This window comes from Flavobacterium ginsenosidimutans (assembly GCF_037478105.1).
GTDB classification, from domain to species: domain Bacteria; phylum Bacteroidota; class Bacteroidia; order Flavobacteriales; family Flavobacteriaceae; genus Flavobacterium; species Flavobacterium ginsenosidimutans.
On record NZ_CP147988.1, the window covers coordinates 1343535 to 1360899 of the forward strand.

Annotated in this window: 16 protein-coding genes; 13 read left to right on the forward strand and 3 right to left on the reverse strand. The window is 34.4% G+C overall.

The window, feature by feature from the left end; genetic code table 11:
- Positions 1-253: 253 nt before the first annotated feature.
- On the forward strand, positions 254-985 hold the full coding sequence (locus V6624_RS06050) for a hypothetical protein (RefSeq protein WP_338841283.1): 732 nt from the start codon (positions 254-256) through the stop codon (positions 983-985).
- Positions 986-1062: 77 nt separating this feature from the next.
- Here the strand turns inward: V6624_RS06050 and rsmG are convergent, their stop codons facing one another.
- Positions 1063-1692: a 16S rRNA (guanine(527)-N(7))-methyltransferase RsmG gene (gene rsmG, locus V6624_RS06055; protein WP_338841284.1), complete on the reverse strand. Its 630-nt coding sequence runs from the start codon at positions 1690-1692 to the stop codon at positions 1063-1065.
- Between the two features lie 107 nt (positions 1693-1799).
- On the opposite strand from rsmG, the gene V6624_RS06060 reads away from it, so the two are divergent.
- From V6624_RS06060 to V6624_RS06090, 7 genes are all read left to right on the forward strand, one after another.
- Positions 1800-2897 (forward strand): fatty acid desaturase family protein, encoded by a 1098-nt coding sequence (locus V6624_RS06060; protein ID WP_111284578.1) that lies wholly within the window; start codon positions 1800-1802, stop codon positions 2895-2897.
- A gap of 73 nt (positions 2898-2970) precedes the next feature.
- Positions 2971-4161, forward strand: coding sequence for a pyridoxal phosphate-dependent aminotransferase (locus V6624_RS06065; RefSeq protein ID WP_012023823.1), 1191 nt, complete (start codon positions 2971-2973; stop codon positions 4159-4161).
- 471 nt (positions 4162-4632) lie between these two features.
- Positions 4633-5088 carry a ferritin-like domain-containing protein gene (locus tag V6624_RS06070; RefSeq protein WP_111284577.1) on the forward strand — a complete coding sequence of 152 codons (456 nt, stop codon included), beginning with the start codon at positions 4633-4635 and terminating at the stop codon, positions 5086-5088.
- A gap of 234 nt (positions 5089-5322) precedes the next feature.
- Positions 5323-7191 carry a peptidase U32 family protein gene (locus tag V6624_RS06075; RefSeq protein WP_111284575.1) on the forward strand — a complete coding sequence of 623 codons (1869 nt, stop codon included), beginning with the start codon at positions 5323-5325 and terminating at the stop codon, positions 7189-7191.
- Positions 7192-7610: 419 nt separating this feature from the next.
- Positions 7611-8771: a formate-dependent phosphoribosylglycinamide formyltransferase gene (gene purT, locus V6624_RS06080; RefSeq protein WP_111284573.1), complete on the forward strand. Its 1161-nt coding sequence runs from the start codon at positions 7611-7613 to the stop codon at positions 8769-8771.
- Between the two features lie 2 nt (positions 8772-8773).
- On the forward strand, positions 8774-9094 hold the full coding sequence (locus tag V6624_RS06085; protein ID WP_111284571.1) for a DUF6370 family protein: 321 nt from the start codon (positions 8774-8776) through the stop codon (positions 9092-9094).
- On the forward strand, positions 9094-9669 hold the full coding sequence (locus tag V6624_RS06090; protein ID WP_073407828.1) for a Crp/Fnr family transcriptional regulator: 576 nt from the start codon (positions 9094-9096) through the stop codon (positions 9667-9669). The genes V6624_RS06085 and V6624_RS06090 overlap by 1 nt, the downstream gene beginning before the upstream one ends.
- Before the next feature lie 106 nt (positions 9670-9775).
- On the opposite strand, the gene aceA is transcribed toward V6624_RS06090, so the two are convergent.
- Together aceA and aceB are read right to left on the reverse strand one after the other, a co-directional pair.
- Positions 9776-11056: an isocitrate lyase gene (aceA, locus tag V6624_RS06095; protein WP_111284569.1), complete on the reverse strand. Its 1281-nt coding sequence runs from the start codon at positions 11054-11056 to the stop codon at positions 9776-9778.
- A 336-nt stretch (positions 11057-11392) separates the two neighbouring features.
- Complete coding sequence (gene aceB / locus V6624_RS06100) at positions 11393-12994, reverse strand: malate synthase A (RefSeq protein ID WP_111284568.1); 1602 nt, start codon at positions 12992-12994, stop codon at positions 11393-11395.
- 210 nt (positions 12995-13204) lie between these two features.
- On the opposite strand from aceB, the gene V6624_RS06105 reads away from it, so the two are divergent.
- The 5 genes from V6624_RS06105 to V6624_RS06125 all read left to right on the forward strand — a co-directional run bounded on the left by V6624_RS06105 (position 13205) and on the right by V6624_RS06125 (position 17339).
- Complete coding sequence (locus V6624_RS06105; protein ID WP_111284566.1) at positions 13205-14686, forward strand: helix-turn-helix domain-containing protein; 1482 nt, start codon at positions 13205-13207, stop codon at positions 14684-14686.
- A 6-nt stretch (positions 14687-14692) separates the two neighbouring features.
- Positions 14693-15052: a hypothetical protein gene (locus V6624_RS06110; RefSeq protein ID WP_111284564.1), complete on the forward strand. Its 360-nt coding sequence runs from the start codon at positions 14693-14695 to the stop codon at positions 15050-15052.
- Positions 15053-15507: 455 nt separating this feature from the next.
- Entirely contained in the window at positions 15508-16224 is a 717-nt protein-coding gene (locus V6624_RS06115) for a pirin family protein (protein WP_338841287.1), read from the forward strand.
- 181 nt (positions 16225-16405) lie between these two features.
- A complete protein-coding gene (locus tag V6624_RS06120; RefSeq protein ID WP_338841288.1) occupies positions 16406-16636 on the forward strand; it encodes a (4Fe-4S)-binding protein in 231 nt (76 codons plus the stop codon).
- 169 nt (positions 16637-16805) lie between these two features.
- On the forward strand, positions 16806-17339 hold the full coding sequence (locus V6624_RS06125; protein ID WP_111284557.1) for a YceI family protein: 534 nt from the start codon (positions 16806-16808) through the stop codon (positions 17337-17339).
- Positions 17340-17365: the final 26 nt, after the last annotated feature.

Sequence of the window (17365 nt, forward strand, 5' to 3'; positions counted from 1 at the left end):
AGAACCTTAGAATATTTTATCGAAGTAAAAACTTACACTAAAGTATAAAAATATCTACACTTACAGGCGTTATTTTCTATTATATTTTTTGTAATATTTTTCTTATTTATTTAAAAATCAGCACTTTAAAAACTCTAATTGTCTTATTTTAATACTTTAAAAACTTATTGTTCCCATCAAAAAAAACTCATCAGCATAAATTTGCTTCATCATTAAGCAACATTAAAAGATTTAATAAATTAATAGCATAAGTATGAGAAATTTAAACAATGTTCCTAAAGTTATTATGGAATCAAAAAGCATTGGACATCCCATTAATTATAAATGGACAAAAAAGAAAATAAATAAACTTCTAGATCCCATTGAAGGGAATGAAGAGCTTGAAAATACTTTAATGCATATCAACCACAAAGGCTCAATTGGATTGACTGCTGCATTATTAGAATGGGTTTACTGGCGTTTTACAGGTTACAGTCAAGCAACAAATGATACGCAAAAACGAATTGAAGCTCTTTGGTGTTCTGTCAATAACCGTGAACAAACAAATCCATTATTATTTGATACCGATTTTGAAGTTCCCGCAAATGGTTCTGTCAATGGTGCATTATGGATTGCATTAATGAACGTGACCATGATTGATGCAAGATATAGAAGAGGTTCTTACTTTTTACAAAATGATCTTGTTGGATTAATATTGCTGGCACGTCATATTGCTCCAAAAAAGAAAAAATTTGACAATTGGTTGGGTCAGACAATTATCAATTTAATTCATACACATCCAAATCCATATCAAAATAATGAATTAGATGAAAGCGATGAAAAAATATATGATTCTTCAAACGAACCTTTAATTTCTAGAGAATACTTCTTTGATACAGCATTCGAATATTCTCCTGAAGCATCAGAAAATGCTATTCATAGTTTTATCGACAATTTAGACCATAAAGCAAATTCATTCCTGAATTTTTCAAAGAAAGCTTCATAATTTAAAACGTTAATGTTAATTCAAAAAATAACCCGATTTAGAATCTCTAATCGGGTTATTTGCTTTTATATAAAATATTATGGCTTGAATTTTAAAGGAAGATGAACCACTTTTTTAGTTTCAAAAAATTCATCTTCAAATATTTCAGACAAATCATATAAAGTGGCATTTGGAAAATCTTTTAATTCTTCAGCTAAATCTCCACCTTTTAAATAAAGAATTCCATTTTTTAAAGTGTGTTTGTGCTGTTTCTTAATTTTATCTTTAATCCAAGAAACGAAATCAGGCATATTGGTTACAGCACGGCTTACTATAAAATCGAAATCTCCTTTTACCAATTCAGCACGTTTTTGTTCTGCTTTTACGTTTTTCAATTCTAATGCATCTGCAACACCTTGCACTACTCTTATTTTTTTAGCAATAACATCAATTAGGTAAAAACGAGTTTCAGGAAAAAGAATCGCTAACGGAATTCCTGGAAAGCCTCCTCCAGTTCCAACATCTAGAACAGTCGCTCCAGGTTCGAACTTCATGATTTTAGCAATTCCTAACGAATGCAAAATGTGTTTTGTATACAAAGAATCAATGTCTTTTCTAGAAATCACATTGATTTTTTCATTCCAATCGTGGTATAAAAAGTCTAATTTTTGAAATTGTTCGATTTGAAGATCGGTCAAATTGGGAAAATATTTCAATATCTCATCCATTGCTGTAAATTTTTAACAAAAGTACTACTTTACGATTGAAATATTTAACTCAATTTTGCAAATTGAGAATTTATAATAATTACCTTTGAAAACTATTTAAATCAATTATGAATAACGACGCACCTATTTTTGCAAGGCAAGACAATCTGAAGTTTTTCAGAACGCTTAACTCTCGCGTAAACAATTATTTCAAAGAAAATAATATTAAAAAGACCGGGAATTGGCAGTTACATTTAAAAGCTGTTATTCTATTTGCTGTTTTTTTAACGCCCTACTTTTTAATCCTTACGCTTGACATGCCTTTTTGGGTAATGTTGCTTTTATCAATCGTAATCGGAATTGGAATGGCTGGTGTGGGAATGAATGTAATGCATGACGGAAACCATGGATCATATTCTACTAAAAACTGGATCAATAAATTCATGGGGGGAACCATTTATGTTTTGGCAGGAAATGTATACAACTGGCAAGTTCAGCATAATGTTTTGCATCACACCTATACTAATATTCCTGGTCACGACGAAGATCTAGATGCTGGTCGTATTATTCGTTTTACAGAACATGCAGAATGGCATAGTTTTCACCGTTTTCAGCATTACTACTCTGTTTTCTTGTATGGTTTATTGACTTTCAATTGGGCCATTACTACTGATTTTAAGCAGATGAGAAATTATCTAAAAAGAAAATTATCTTACGGTGAACCAAAAAGTCCAAAAATTCTTTGGACAACTCTTATTATTACTAAAGTTATCTATATTTCTATTTGGATCGTTTTACCAATGTTAATTGGAATTACTTGGTGGAAAGTGCTTCTTGGATTTTTTGTAATGCATTATACTGCAGGACTAATCTTAAGTATCGTATTTCAATTGGCACACGTTGTAGATCATACTACAAATCCTTCTCCAAATGAGTTAGGAGAAATGGACAATACTTGGGCTGTTCACCAATTGTACACTACAACTAATTTTGCGCCAAAAAATGCAATCGTAAATTGGTACACTGGTGGATTAAATCATCAAATCGAACATCATATTTTCCCTAATATCAGTCATATTCATTACGGTAAAATTGCGAAAATTGTAAAAGAAACTGCAAAAGAATGCAATTTGCCATATTACGAATACAAAACAATGGGAAGTGCTATTGTAGCTCACTTTAAGCATTTACGAGATTTGGGTATGAAGCCAGAATTATCAGTTTAAAAACTAAAAAAAATCTATTAATAATTAACCTTCCTTAATCAACAGCAAATTAAGGACATTCAAAAATTTTATAATGAATCATATTCTTTCGGACAGAATCAACAATCTTGCTACTTCACAGACATTAGCAATGGCTGCATTAGCACGCGAATTAAAAGCACAAGGAAAAGACATTATCAGTTTAAGTTTAGGTGAGCCAGATTTCAATACACCAGACTTCATTAAAGAAGCTGCAAAAAAAGCGATCGACGACAACTATAGTACATATTCTCCTGTTGATGGATACCAAGATTTAAAAGAAGCTATCTGCAGAAAATTCAAAAGAGACAATGATTTAGAGTACAAACCATCTCAAATCGTAGTTTCTACAGGAGCAAAACAATCTCTATACAACATTGCTCAGGTAATGTTAAACGACGGTGACGAGGTAATTTTACCAGCACCTTACTGGGTTTCTTATTTCGAAATCGTAAAACTTTCTGGTGGAGTTCCTGTTGAAGTTCCAACTTCTGTAGAAACAGATTTCAAAATTACACCAGAACAATTAGAAGCTGCAATCACACCAAAAACAAAAATGATGTGGTTTTCTTCTCCTTGCAATCCATCTGGATCTGTTTACAGCAGAGAAGAATTAACAGCTTTGGCTAAAGTTTTAGAAAAACACCCAAATATTTACGTAGTTGCAGATGAAATTTATGAGCACATCAATTTCTCTGGAACTTTCTGCAGTATTGGTTCTATCCCAGGAATGTTAGAAAAAACAATTACTGTAAACGGAGTTGCAAAAGCATTCGCAATGACAGGATACAGAATTGGTTACATCGGAGCTCCAGAATTCATCGCAAAAGCGTGTACAAAAATTCAAGGACAAGTAACATCTGGTGCAAATTCTGTTGCTCAAAGAGCTACAATTACAGCTGTAGATGCAGATCCAAGCGTATTAAACGAAATGGTTCAAGCTTTCCACGGACGTAGAGATTTAGTGGTTGGATTATTAAAAGAAATTCCAGGAGTAAAAATCAACGTTCCAGAAGGAGCTTTCTACGTATTCCCAGACGTTTCTTCTTTCTTCGGAAAAACATTAAAAGGTCACGAAATTAAAGATGCAAACGACGTTTCTATGTACCTTTTAGCAGAAGCAAATGTTGCAACAGTAACTGGAGACGCTTTCGGAAATCCAAACTGTATTCGTTTCTCTTATGCAACAAGCAACGATATCTTAAAAGAAGCATTACGCAGAATCAAAGAAGCTTTGACTGCATAATAATATACTAAGTTTTACTAAAACGGCTTAAGGTTCAAAAGTTTCATCACTTTTATACTTTAAGCTGTTTTTTTATGCTTTTGGGCGTGTCCCTCCGGGTCGGGCTATCCGCTACAAGTCCTCGCACTTCCTTCGTCAGGCTGTGGGCTTTCCACTTCTATCCCTCACGCAAACCGTAAACGAGAAAAATTCGTTTTCAAAAGAAAACAATATCTGGTTCAATTGCCTCCAGCTTCAGCTGGAGGTTATAATTAAACTTCTATATAGGCTTTAGCCAAACTATACATTCGGCTAAAGCCACTAACTTGATCCTTTTAATTCCTCCAGCTAAAGCTGGAGGCAATTGAAATAAAATATAAGTTTCAAAATTCCCATTCTACAATATTATAAAACCTAGAGTGTAATCCTGTAAAGCAAAGCCTCTTATAAATTGCAAACTTTGTAACATATTAATTTCAAAAATTATATGTCATGATACATGCAGAAGAAATCACAACAGAAACAATTAAAACCTTAGAAGGATTAATTTCAATTCTTGAAGATGGAAAACTAGGATATACAGATGCGGCAGAACATGTAGAAAATCCAGCCATGAAAACCGATTTCCTTGAATATGCCCGTGAACGCGCATTGTTTATTGTAGAGTTACAAAACCAAATCAACAAATTGGGAAAATCCACAGATACTTCTGGCGGAGGACCACTTGGAGCTTTACACCGAGCTTGGATCGATATTAAATCTGCCTTTACAGGAGGCGATACAGAAGCAATTATAAACGCTTGTATTACGGGTGAAGAAGCTGCTATTGAAAAATATAAAAAAGCACTCGAAGATAATCATCTGGAACACGATCAGATTTACGTCGTTTCAAAACAATTAAACAGTATTCAAAATACTTTATCACAAATAAAAATGAGAGCAAACTAATCGATTCATGCTTTTTTTTGAGAACTGCTCGGTCTTCGGATCGGGTGGTTTTTTGTTTTTAATATACATGACATTGAATAAACAGATTAATTCAGTATTAAAAATTAAACCAATTCATTCCATATTGCGTTAACAATTTCAAAAAAATCGCTTTAGCACTAGCAAACTCAAATAATTTATTAGACCTTTGCACACTTTTTTTCGTGAATACCACAAAAGGCTAAAGTTTTAGAAATGAAGAAGAAAATAGAAATATTAGCTCCAGCAAGAGATTTAATCGGCGGAATGGCAGCTATTAACAGCGGTGCAGATGCTGTATATATTGGTGCGCCACAATTTGGAGCACGTTCAAATGCCAACAACTCTATTGAAGATGTTGCTGCATTAGTAAAATATGCACACTTATTTAATGCTCAGGTTTTTGTGGTAATGAATACCATTTTATACGACAACGAATTAGAAACCTGTCGCGCAATGATTTGGGAATTATACGATATTGGTGTCGATGCTTTGATCATTCAAGATATGGCGATTATGGAAATGGACTTGCCTCCTATCGTTCTTCACGCCAGCACACAAGCCAACAACCGTGATGCAGACAAAATTAAATTCCTTAAAGATGCAGGAATCAAACGTGTCGTTTTAGCACGTGAATTGAACTTACATCAAATTAAAACCATTTACGACGAAGCTGATGTTGAATTAGAATTTTTCGTGACTGGAGCACTTTGTGTATCCTTCAGCGGAAACTGTTATATGAGTGTGGCAAACGGAGAACGAAGTGCAAACCGTGGTTCTTGCGCTCAAAACTGCCGTTTACCTTATAACTTAATTGACGGAAACGGAGATACTTTAATCAGAAACAGTCACTTGCTTTCGATTAAAGATTTAGACGTTTCAGATCAGATTCCGAATTTAATTGAAGCAGGTATCGTTTCTTTCAAAATTGAAGGAAGACTAAAAGATGTAGCTTACGTTAAAAATAACGTATCTTATCTACGTCAAAAATTAGACAGTTATTTAGAAGGAAGCGATAAGTACACAAAAGCTTCTTCTGGAAAATGTACATATACTTTCGACTCTACTTTAAGCAGAACGTTCAATCGTGGTTATACCGATTATTTCGTAAACGAAAGACACAGCTCTATTGGTTCTTGGGAAAGCCCAAAATCTAAAGGGCAATATATTGGGAAATTAATTCGAACTATTGGAGATGCTTACGAAATCGAAAACGGTGAATTATTAAACAACGGTGATGGACTTTGTTTCATTAACGAAAATAACGAAGCTGACGGAATTTACGTAAACAAAGCTGAAAACGGAAAAGTGTATCCAAACGTTTTAAAAGAAATCAAAGACGGAACTTTCATCTATAGAAACAACGACGCTGCTTTCATTAAAATTGTTGAAAGAGAAGACAGTGCGATCCGTAAAATCGGAACTACTTTATTGCTTACCGAAAATGAAAACGGTTTTGAATTAATCGCAACCGATGAAGATGGAAACGTAAGTACAGTAAAATTAGAGCATCCGAAAGAAAAAACGAAAACAGGCGAATCGATCGAAGAAAATATTAAAGTTCAATTGGCAAAAACAGGTTTCACACCTTACAGCGCCGATGAAATCAATGTAATGTTCTCTGAAAACTGGTTCCTTCCTATTTCAAAAATCAACGAAATGAGAAGAAATGTTTTCGAACAATTATCAGAAATTCGTTTGGCAAATTACGTTCGTGAAGAACACCAATTGGTAAAAACGTCACATCCATATCCAGAAACGAAATTGGATTTCATGTACAACGTTTCTAACAAAACAGCTCGTAAATTCTATGAACGTCACGGTGTTACCGAAATCGAAAAAGCATTCGAATTACAATGGGATCCAGGAAAATCTCGTGTAATGACAACCAAATATTGCATTAAATACGAATTGAAAAAATGCCCAATACACCAAAAAGATATTGTAGGTGTTAAAGTAAAAGAACCATTAGTATTGAAACAAGGTGAACTTGAATACAAACTAAAATTCAACTGTAAACCCTGCGAAATGGAAATCTGGGAAAAAGATGCAGAATTTGAAATTGAAGAAGATCATTTTCATTAAAGTTTAAACGCAAAGTTTTTTTTACCGCAAAGAGCGCAAAGAATTACGCAAATGTTCGCAAAGATTTTAAATAATCTTTGCGAACATTTTTTTATCCTGTTATTTCTCCAATCTTGTCATTTCGACGAAGGAGAAATCTCCACGAGTAACTCCGCTCCAATAAGCCAATCTTTGTAGAGCCACTTGTGGAGATTTCTCCTTCGTCGAAATGACAAACTGTGTGGTTACTTTGTCTTAAAACTAAAATCTAGTATAAAATTAAATCTGCTCGATCTGCAAAATCTACGTGAGAAATTCTTTGCGCTCTTTTTTAACTTAAAAACAAAAAACTTGCGTTCTTCGCGTAATTCTTTGCGAACTTCGCGGTTAAAAAAACCTTTTTCCCTACTTTTACTACTCAAACAATACACTACTCCAAAATGAAAATACTACTCCTAGGTTCAGGCGAATTAGGCAAAGAATTTGTCATTGCCGCACAACGAATCGGACAAACCATAATCGCAGTTGACAGTTACGAAAATGCACCAGCCATGCAAGTTGCACACGGTTTTGAAGTCATTAATATGCTCGACGGTGAAGCACTTGACCGAATCGTAGCCAAACACCAACCCGATTTTATAGTTCCTGAAATAGAAGCCATTCGTACCGAACGTTTTTACGATTACGAAAAACAAGGAATTACCGTTGTTCCTTCAGCGAAAGCGGCAAACTTCACTATGAATCGTAAAGCCATTCGCGATTTAGCAGCAAAAGAACTCGGATTAAAAACGGCAAAATACCAATATGCAACATCGGCAGAGGAACTTCAGAAAGCTGTTCAAGAAGTTGGAATTCCGTGTGTAGTAAAACCTTTAATGTCTTCGTCTGGAAAAGGACAATCAACAATCAAAACAGAAAGTGATATCGAAAAAGCTTGGCAATATGCCGTTGCTGGTTCACGTGGCGATGTTATCGAAGTGATTGTAGAAGCTTTTGTAGATTTTCATTCTGAAATTACACTTTTAACGATTACTCAAAATAATAATCCAACTTTATTCTGTGCTCCAATTGGTCACAGACAAGAAAGAGGTGATTATCAGGAAAGCTGGCAGCCCGCTTTGGTTTCAGAAAAAGATTTGTATGAAGCTCAGGATATGGCTGAAAAAATTACGGAAGCGCTTGGAGGCGCGGGACTTTTTGGTGTTGAATTTTTCTTAACTAATGAAGGTGTTTATTTCTCTGAACTTTCTCCTCGTCCACACGATACCGGAATGGTAACTTTAGCAGGAACACAGAATTTCAACGAATTTGAATTGCATTTACGAGCGATTTTAAGTCTTCCAATATTCGAAATCACTTTAGAAAAAGCTGGAGCAAGCGCTGTAATTTTAGCGTCAGAAGATTCAACAAATCCAACTTTCAGCGGAATCGAAAAAGTAGCCGCTTTACCAAAAACAGATTTCAGAATTTTCGGCAAACCAACTTCAAGACCTTACCGAAGAATGGGTGTCGTTTTAAGTCATGATACGCTTTCAACCCCAATTAATGAAGTAACAGAACGCGCCAAAGAAACGGCAAAATTAATAACTGTAAATTCTTAACTATGAAAAATATACTTTTAGCGACTTTTCTTTTTATTGGAATCACCGTACAAGCACAAAGCAAAAAGAAATTTGATAAACCAACAGTTGTTGAAGCTTCATGCGGAGAATGTCAATTTGGTATGAAAGGCAAAAGCTGTGATTTAGCTGTTCGCATTGATGGAAAAAGCTACTTTGTTGACGGAACAACTATTCACGATCACGGTGATGCACACTCAGAAAAAGGCTTTTGTAACGCAATTAGTAAAGCTTTAGTTACGGGAGAAATCAAAGGAGACCGATTTAAAGCAACTTCATTTACCTTAATTGACGATAAAAAATAATGGCATTAATTCTCGAAAACATTGCCAAACACGTTTCTCTTACACCAGAAGAACAGGCGCTTTTTTTATCTAAACTGGAAACCAACACTTACAAAGCCAAAACGCTTTTATTAAACGCTGGCGAAGTCTGCAAACATTCCTATTTTGTAAACTCAGGAATTTTAAGAAGTTTCAATATCAACGATAATATTGTCGAACATGTTCTTTCTTTTGCCTGCGAAGGATGGTGGATGAGCGATATGTACAGCTTTTTTTCTCAAAAACCAGGACAGCTTTTTATTGAAGTTCTGGAAGAAGCTGAAGTCGTTTCTTTGTCCAAAGAAAATCAAGAACAATTGTATCTTGAAATTCCAAAATTGGAACGTTTTTTCAGAATCTTAATTGAAAATTCATTAGTTGCGAATCAACAAAGATTAATGGATAACTTGAGTTTACCTGCGGAAGAGCGCTTTGAAAAATTCACTAAAAAATATGGAACATTAGTTCACAAAGTTCCTCAAAAACAAATTGCTTCTTTCATTGGTGTAACACCCGAATTCTTCAGCAAAATGAAAGCCAGGCTTTTGAAAAAGTAAAATTAAACCATTAAGATATTAAGATTCATTAAGCTAGACTTAATCTTTCTTATTTTTTAAGAATATAAAGCTTAACTTTCTTAATATCTTAATGGTAAAACAAGAATTAAAATTGCTCAACCTCCGTAGAATGTTTCATTGCGGTTATTGCTGATTTTCCTAACATCACCGTATTTTGAACGGCATCGAAATATGAAGTTCCAACAAAAGCCTGATGTTTTACCGCTCTGAATCCGTTTTTTTGTAAAGAGAATTCTCTTTCCTGCAATTCAGAATAGCCTGCCATTCCGCGTTCTTTGTAGGCTTTAGACAATTCGAACATACTCGTATTCAAAGCATGGAATCCTGCCAAAGTGATGAATTGGAAACTATATCCCATTGCTGCTAAATCTTCTCTAAATGTTTCCATTTCAGCAACCGTTAATTTTGCTGCCCAATTAAAAGAAGGAGAACAATTGTAAGCCAGCATTTTGTCTGGGAATTCTTTTTTCATTGCTTTTGCAAATTTTCTAGCATAATCTAAATCCGGATTACTGGTTTCCATCCAAATCAAATCGGCATAAGGTGCGTAGCTTAAACCTCTTGCAATTCCCTGCTCGATTCCATTGTTTACATAGAAGAAACCTTCAGCAGTTTTTTCTCCCGTTAAGAATTTACGATCTCTTGGATCTGCATCGCTAGTTAATAGATTTGCCGCATCAGCATCGGTTCGGGCAACGATTAAAGTTGGAACTCCCATAACATCTGACGCCAAACGAGCGGCAATTAATTTATTAATCGCTTCTTGTGTCGGCACCAAAACTTTTCCGCCCAGATGTCCGCATTTTTTAGCAGAACTCAATTGATCTTCAAAATGAACCCCAGAAGCTCCAGCTTCAATCATTGATTTCATTAATTCGAAAGCATTTAAGTTTCCACCAAAACCTGCTTCAGCATCGGCTACAATTGGTACTAAATAATCTTTTTTATCTTCAATTTCATTTACAGTTTGAATCTGATCAGCACGCAATAAAGCATTGTTGATCTTTTTTACCACCATTGGAACGCTGTTTACAGGATACAGTGATTGATCTGGGTACATTTCGCCCGCCAGATTCGCATCCGCAGCAACTTGCCATCCGCTTAAATAAATCGCTTCTAAACCAGCGTCTACTTCCTGAATCGCCTGATTTCCAGTTAAAGCTCCCAAACCCGCCACATAATCCTGAGATTTTAACTTTCTCCATAATTTCTCAGCTCCTATTTTTGCAATAGAATGCTCAATTTGATATGATCCTTGAAGCGTCACTACTTCGCTTGCAGTATAAGGACGTTCAACTCCTTTCCATCTTGGATTCGTGATCCAATCGTTAATCAATTCCTGAATTCTGTTTTCTGTTGTTTTCATAAATAGCTTAAGTTAAAGTGGTTAGTGTTTTAGTGTTCAGTTGCAGTTTTTAGTATTCAGTTTTAACTGGACTTATTTTTTTTAACACATAGAAACATAGTTATCCTTTGTGGTTAAAGGCGTTTCACTAGTTTCAATACACATAGCTATGTGTGAAAAACTAGTTTTTTTCTTTTATCTTTTATTTAAAATCTAAATCTATGTTTCTATGTGTTTAAATAATTTAAGACTGAATTTTATCTGCTTGATCTGCTAAATCTGCGTGAAAAAATTATTCGCTCGCAGATTTGGCAGATACTGCAGATTTTTAATTCTTAATTCTTAATTTTTAATTGTTTATAGGTATTTGTAACACGGAATCGTCAAGAAATCAACGAAATCTGGATTTACAACTAATCTTTCCAATACTTTTTCAGCTAATGGAAATTGCTGTTCTTCGTGTTTTTCTTCTCCTAATTCTGTTTTGATTTTCTGAAATTCATCCAAAGCCAATTCATGATAATAGGCCAGATCTAATTTTCGGCCATTATCCAAAACCACTTTGTTTTGAAGCCATTGCCACAATTGCGATCTTGAAATTTCAGCAGTTGCTGCATCTTCCATTAAATTATGTAAAGCGGCCGCACCTTGTCCGTTCAACCATGAAGCCAGATATAGAACCGCAACATTGATATTTTTTCGAACGCCGTTTTCTGTAATCAATCCAATTGGCGGTTCGATTAAATCTTCTTCTGTTATTTTACGATTTTCTCTTTTTATATGAATCTGATTTGGAGTCGGCATTCCTTTATCAAAAATTTCTTTTGCTACAGCAACCAAATCTGGATGTGCTACCCAAGTTCCGTCATGACCGTTTCGAACTTCACGTTCTTTATCGGTTTTTACTTTTGCGAAAGCGACTGCATTTGCTTCTTCGTTATTTCGAATCGGGATCTGTGCTGCCATTCCGCCAATCGCATGAATACCTCGTTTATGACATCTCTGAATTACTAAATTTGAATACGCATTCATAAAAGGCGAAGTCATATTTACCTGATCACGATCTGGAACAATGAATTTTGGATTTTTTCTAAACTTTTTAATGTATGAGAAAATATAATCCCAACGCCCGCAGTTTAATCCAACGATATGTTCTTTCAATTCGTAAATGATTTCGTCCAACTGAAAACTTGCTGTAATTGTTTCAATTAAAACCGTCACTTTTATAGTTCCTCTTTTCAGTTTTAAATAATCTTCGGTAAAATCAATTACGCTGTTCCACCATCTTGCTTCTAGATAATGTTCTAATTTCGGAATGTAGAAATACGGTCCTGAATTATTCTCTAAAAGCCTTTTATGATTGTGAAAAACGTATAAACCAAAATCTACCAGCGAACCCGAAACTTCAATTCCATCAATCAAAATATGTTTTTCAGGAAGATGCAAACCTCTTGGACGTACAATAAGTGTTGCGATTTTTTGATTTAAATGATACGATTTCTGTTTCACCAAATCAGTATACGTAATGGTTTTGTTCACCGCATCAATTAAATTCACTTGTCCGTCCATCAAGTTTTTCCAAGTTGGCGAGGTACTATCTTCAAAATCAGCCATAAAAGTTTTGGCACCCGAATTCAAAGCATTGATAATCATTTTGCGATCAACAGGTCCAGTAATTTCTACCCTCCTGTCTAATAAATCTTTCGGAATTTCTCTAGCTGTCCAATTGCCTTCTCTGACGCTTTTTGTTTCTGGAGTAAAAACCGGCATGACGCCCTGATCAAAAGCAACTTGTTTTTGCTCTCTCTGCAAAAGCAGTAATTTTCTTTGCGATTCGAATTTTTTGTGCAATTCGGTAATAAACGCAATCGCTTCTTCAGTCCAGATTTTTGGATAAGCAAGCTTTTTGTCGGCCAGAATTTCTAAAGCCATTTCAGTAATCTCTAATTGGTTTTTCATAGCTGCAGATTTTAATTTTTATTTGATTAAAAAAATTTCTCTCTAATCATTTTTCATTTCACCAAAACAATTAAATCATAACTAATTCATAATTAATACGTTTTGACAGTACAATGTTATAAAAAAGTTTTTTACAAAACAAGCGAACGTTCGCTAAATTTAAAAAATATTTATTTTGCGATTGTTTTTAGAATGTCTATATTTGACATTATGGATATCGAAAAAGACTATATAAAGCTGATTTTTGGGCTAAAACTGAAGCAAGTTCGCACACAAAAAAACTTGTCACTTTTTGGTTTGGCCAAACTGACTAATCTGTCAAAATCGTATTTGAACGAGATTGAAAAGGGAAAAAAATATCCCAAAACAGATAAAATTTTGCTTTTATGCGAACATTTGGACGTGACTTACGACCAAATGGTGTCTTTAAAACTCGATAATAACCTCGCTCCGATTGGCGAAATCTTAAAATCTGGAATTTTAAAAGAGATTCCTCTGGAACTTTTTGGAATTCAAGAAGCTGATTTAATTGATATTATTGCTAATGCTCCAGCCAAAGTCAATGCTTTTATCAGCACTATTTTTGAGATTGCACAACATTATAATTTAAGCCGAGAAAGTTTTTTCCTTGCTGCTTTGCGTTCTTATCAGGAAGCGCACAGTAATTATTTTGAAGATTTAGAAGAAAAAGTAATTGCTTTTTCGAAGTCATTTCAGATTAATTTAGACTCCAAAATCAGCATTGAAGAGCTAGAAGCGATTTTAAAAGAAGAATACGAATACGCGATAAAAGAAATTGCTTTTACAGATCAGGAAGCTTTGGGAGATTTACGTTCGATTTATGTTCCGAAAAGCAAGACTTTATTACTTTCAACTGAACTTGACGATCCGCAAAAGGCTTTTATTTTAGCCAAAGAAATAGCCTATAATTATCTCAAAATTTCAGATCGCTTACTGACTTTTACCTGGATTAAGTTTGAAAATTTCGATCAGGTTTTGAATAATTTTTATGCTTCTTATTTTGCTGGTGCTTTAATTTTGCCTAGAAAATTAGTTGTAGACAAAATCAATCTTTTTTTAGAAAAGGAAAATCCAAAACCGGAAGAATTTGTTCAATTAATTGAAAGTTTTGAAGTTTCACCTGAATCTTTTTATCAGAGATTGACCAATTTATTACCAAAAGATTTTCAGCTAAAAAACCTTTTCTTCTTAAGATTATCTCACCGAATTGGTTCTGATGTTTATCAAATCAACAAGGAATTGCATATTACGCATCAGCAGGAACCACACGCCAATGAAACGAATGAACATTATTGCAGAAGATGGGTTTCGGTAAAAACTATCGACGAAGCGATCAGACAAAATAAACCTCATTTTTTTGATGCTCAGATTTCGAGTTATGCCAATAGCGGAAACGAATATTTGGTTTTTTCATCGGCTACAAAAGATCCTTTTGCAGAAAATTATATTCGAAGTATTTCAGTTGGAATCCTAATTAATCCGACAATGAAAAAGAAATTCAAATTCATTGATGGAAAACCTTTGGTAAAACGAATTGTAGGTGTAACTTGCGAAACTTGCGCCGTACAAGATTGTTTAGAAAGAGCTGCTCCGCCAATTGTTTTAGAGAAAAAGAAACGTCACGAAAATACAGATGCGGTTGTACAGCAGTTTATGAATCAATATAGTTAGAATTTTATGCACTATTTATCTTTACTAATAATGCTGTTTTCTATTAATTTAAGTCAGAAAACAGAAAAACTTAATGGCCGTTATAATTACCTAATAGAAGATAACGATTCATATATTCTAAAAGATAAAATTACTTTTAAGGATAGTATTTTTGCTTTTGATAACAAATATCTGCCAAAAGGAAGGATTTCTTATGGCAACGCAATACTACTGGATAATTTCATTAATACGGATTTGATTATCAGCATTCCAAAAGACCAAATCGAAAAAGATACTATTCCTTTTTTTATGCATGATAAGAAAAGTTCTTCTGTGAATTATCTTGATAAAGTGGTTGGGAAAGGGAAATTGATTAGGATTAGATAATCTCGCAATCCCGATAGCTATCGGGAGCTAAGTCGCAAAGTTTATTTCTTTGAACGCATACTCAACGCAATTTTGTCATCCTGAGGTGCGAAGGATCACACTCGGAACTCGACAAAGATTGGCGATTATGCAGGCGGAATTTCTTGTGTGATCCTTCGTTCCTCAGGATGACAAACAGTAATCTTTAAGTTTTTGCCTCAATAACTCCTTCTGAAAACAAAAACTTCTAATCTAGCCCCGATAGAAGTGGAAATCCTTTTGTGGTGGGGTTCACCACAAAAGATTGTAACGGATAGCGGGACTAAACGTCTTTTGAAAACCAAAATTTCCGCTCCAAAAAAAACTTAGTGTATCAGCAACTTAGAACCTCAGAATCTTTTCTTAATCTACATTAAGTGCTTTTCCTCTGCATCGACCGTATCTTTGTACTATCAAAATCAATAAAAGACAAAATCATGGAAAATATAGTATTACATAAAGCAGAGACAAGAGGAAACGCAAATCACGGATGGTTGAACGCTTATCATAGTTTTAGTTTTGCGAGCTGGTACAATCCAGATAGAATTCAGTTTGGAGCGCTTCGTGTTTTGAATGATGATACGATTGCTGCTGGAATGGGATTTGGAACTCACCCTCACGATAATATGGAAATTATTACAATTCCGTTAGAAGGTGATTTGGCTCACAAAGACAGCATGGGAAATACTGAAGTAATTAAAAATGGAGATATCCAGGTAATGAGTGCCGGAACTGGAATTCAGCACAGTGAGTTTAATCCAAATGCAGATCAGCAGACTAAATTATTGCAGATTTGGTTGTTTCCAAACAAAAGAAATGTTACGCCACGTTATCAGCAGATTACTTTGGATGTTGCTGACAGACATAATAAATTGTCTCAGGTTTTATCTCCAAATGCAGATGATGAAGGAGTTTGGATTCACCAAGACGCTTGGTTCAATATGGGTAATTTCGATTCTGGAGTTACGGCTGAATATAAAATCAAAAAAGAAGGAAACGGAGTTTATGCTTTCGTTTTAAAAGGAAATGTAACCATCAACGGTCAGGAATTAAATTCTCGTGACGCAGTGGGAATCTCAGGAACTGATGTTTTGAATATTAAAGCAAACACAGATGCTGAATTTTTATTAATGGACGTTCCGATGAATTATTAATTCAAACAAAAACAATTAATACCTGTAACGTAGAAACGATAATAAATCTGGAAATCAGACTGTTATCGTTTCTTTTTTTTAACCTTTAATTAAAAAAAAAGAAAACAAGAAAGGCTAACTTTATGAATAAGAAAATTGGTCTGACTTTAAAATTAAAACTAATCCTTTAAAATTTTAAACCATGAATCCAAATAACCTCACTAAAGAATATACAAACGGAGAAGTAACTATTGTTTGGCAATCTGGAAAATGCATTCACTCTGCAAATTGCGTCAAAAACAATCCAGATGTTTTTCGCCCAAAAGAAAAACCGTGGATTACACCAGAACAATCTACAACTGAGAAAATAATCTCGACTGTTAGCAAATGTCCCTCAGGAGCTTTGACGTTTTATATGAATAACAAAAAATAGTCCTTCTCCCGAAGCTTCGGGATCGCTCAGGAGGACAATCAGAAATTTGACAATCAAAAACTTATCCCATTTTTTATTTCTTAATCTAGGTTAAGTGCTCCAGGACAACTGTCACCGTAACTTTGTCCTATCAAAATGAAATAAATTAATTATTTAAAAAAATAAAATTATGGCAACTACAAAATGGTCAATTGACCCAACTCACTCAGAAATTGGTTTTAAAGTAAAACACATGATGTTTACTAATGTTTCAGGAAAATTTGGAACTTACGATGCAACAGTAACAACTGACGGAGAAAACTTCGAAAATGCAGATATTCAGTTTTCTGCTGACATCGCTTCTATCGATACTGCAAATGCAGACAGAGATGGTCACTTAAGAAGTGGTGATTTCTTTGACGTAGAAAATCATCCAAAATTAACTTTCAAATCTTCATCTTTCAAAAAAATCGATGATGGTGATTATGAAGTTACTGGAGACTTAGACATTAAAGGTGTTTCTAAAACTGTAAAATTTCCAGTAGAATTTAGCGGAATCATGACTGATCCTTGGGGAAATACTAAAGTTGGTTTAAATATTGAAGGAAAAATTAACCGTAAAGACTGGGGTCTAAACTGGAACTCAGCTCTTGAAACTGGCGGTGTGTTAGTTGGAGAAGAAGTTAAATTAAACATCGAAATTCAATTAGCAAAACAAGCTTAATCTTTGGTTTTAGATTAGATTTAATT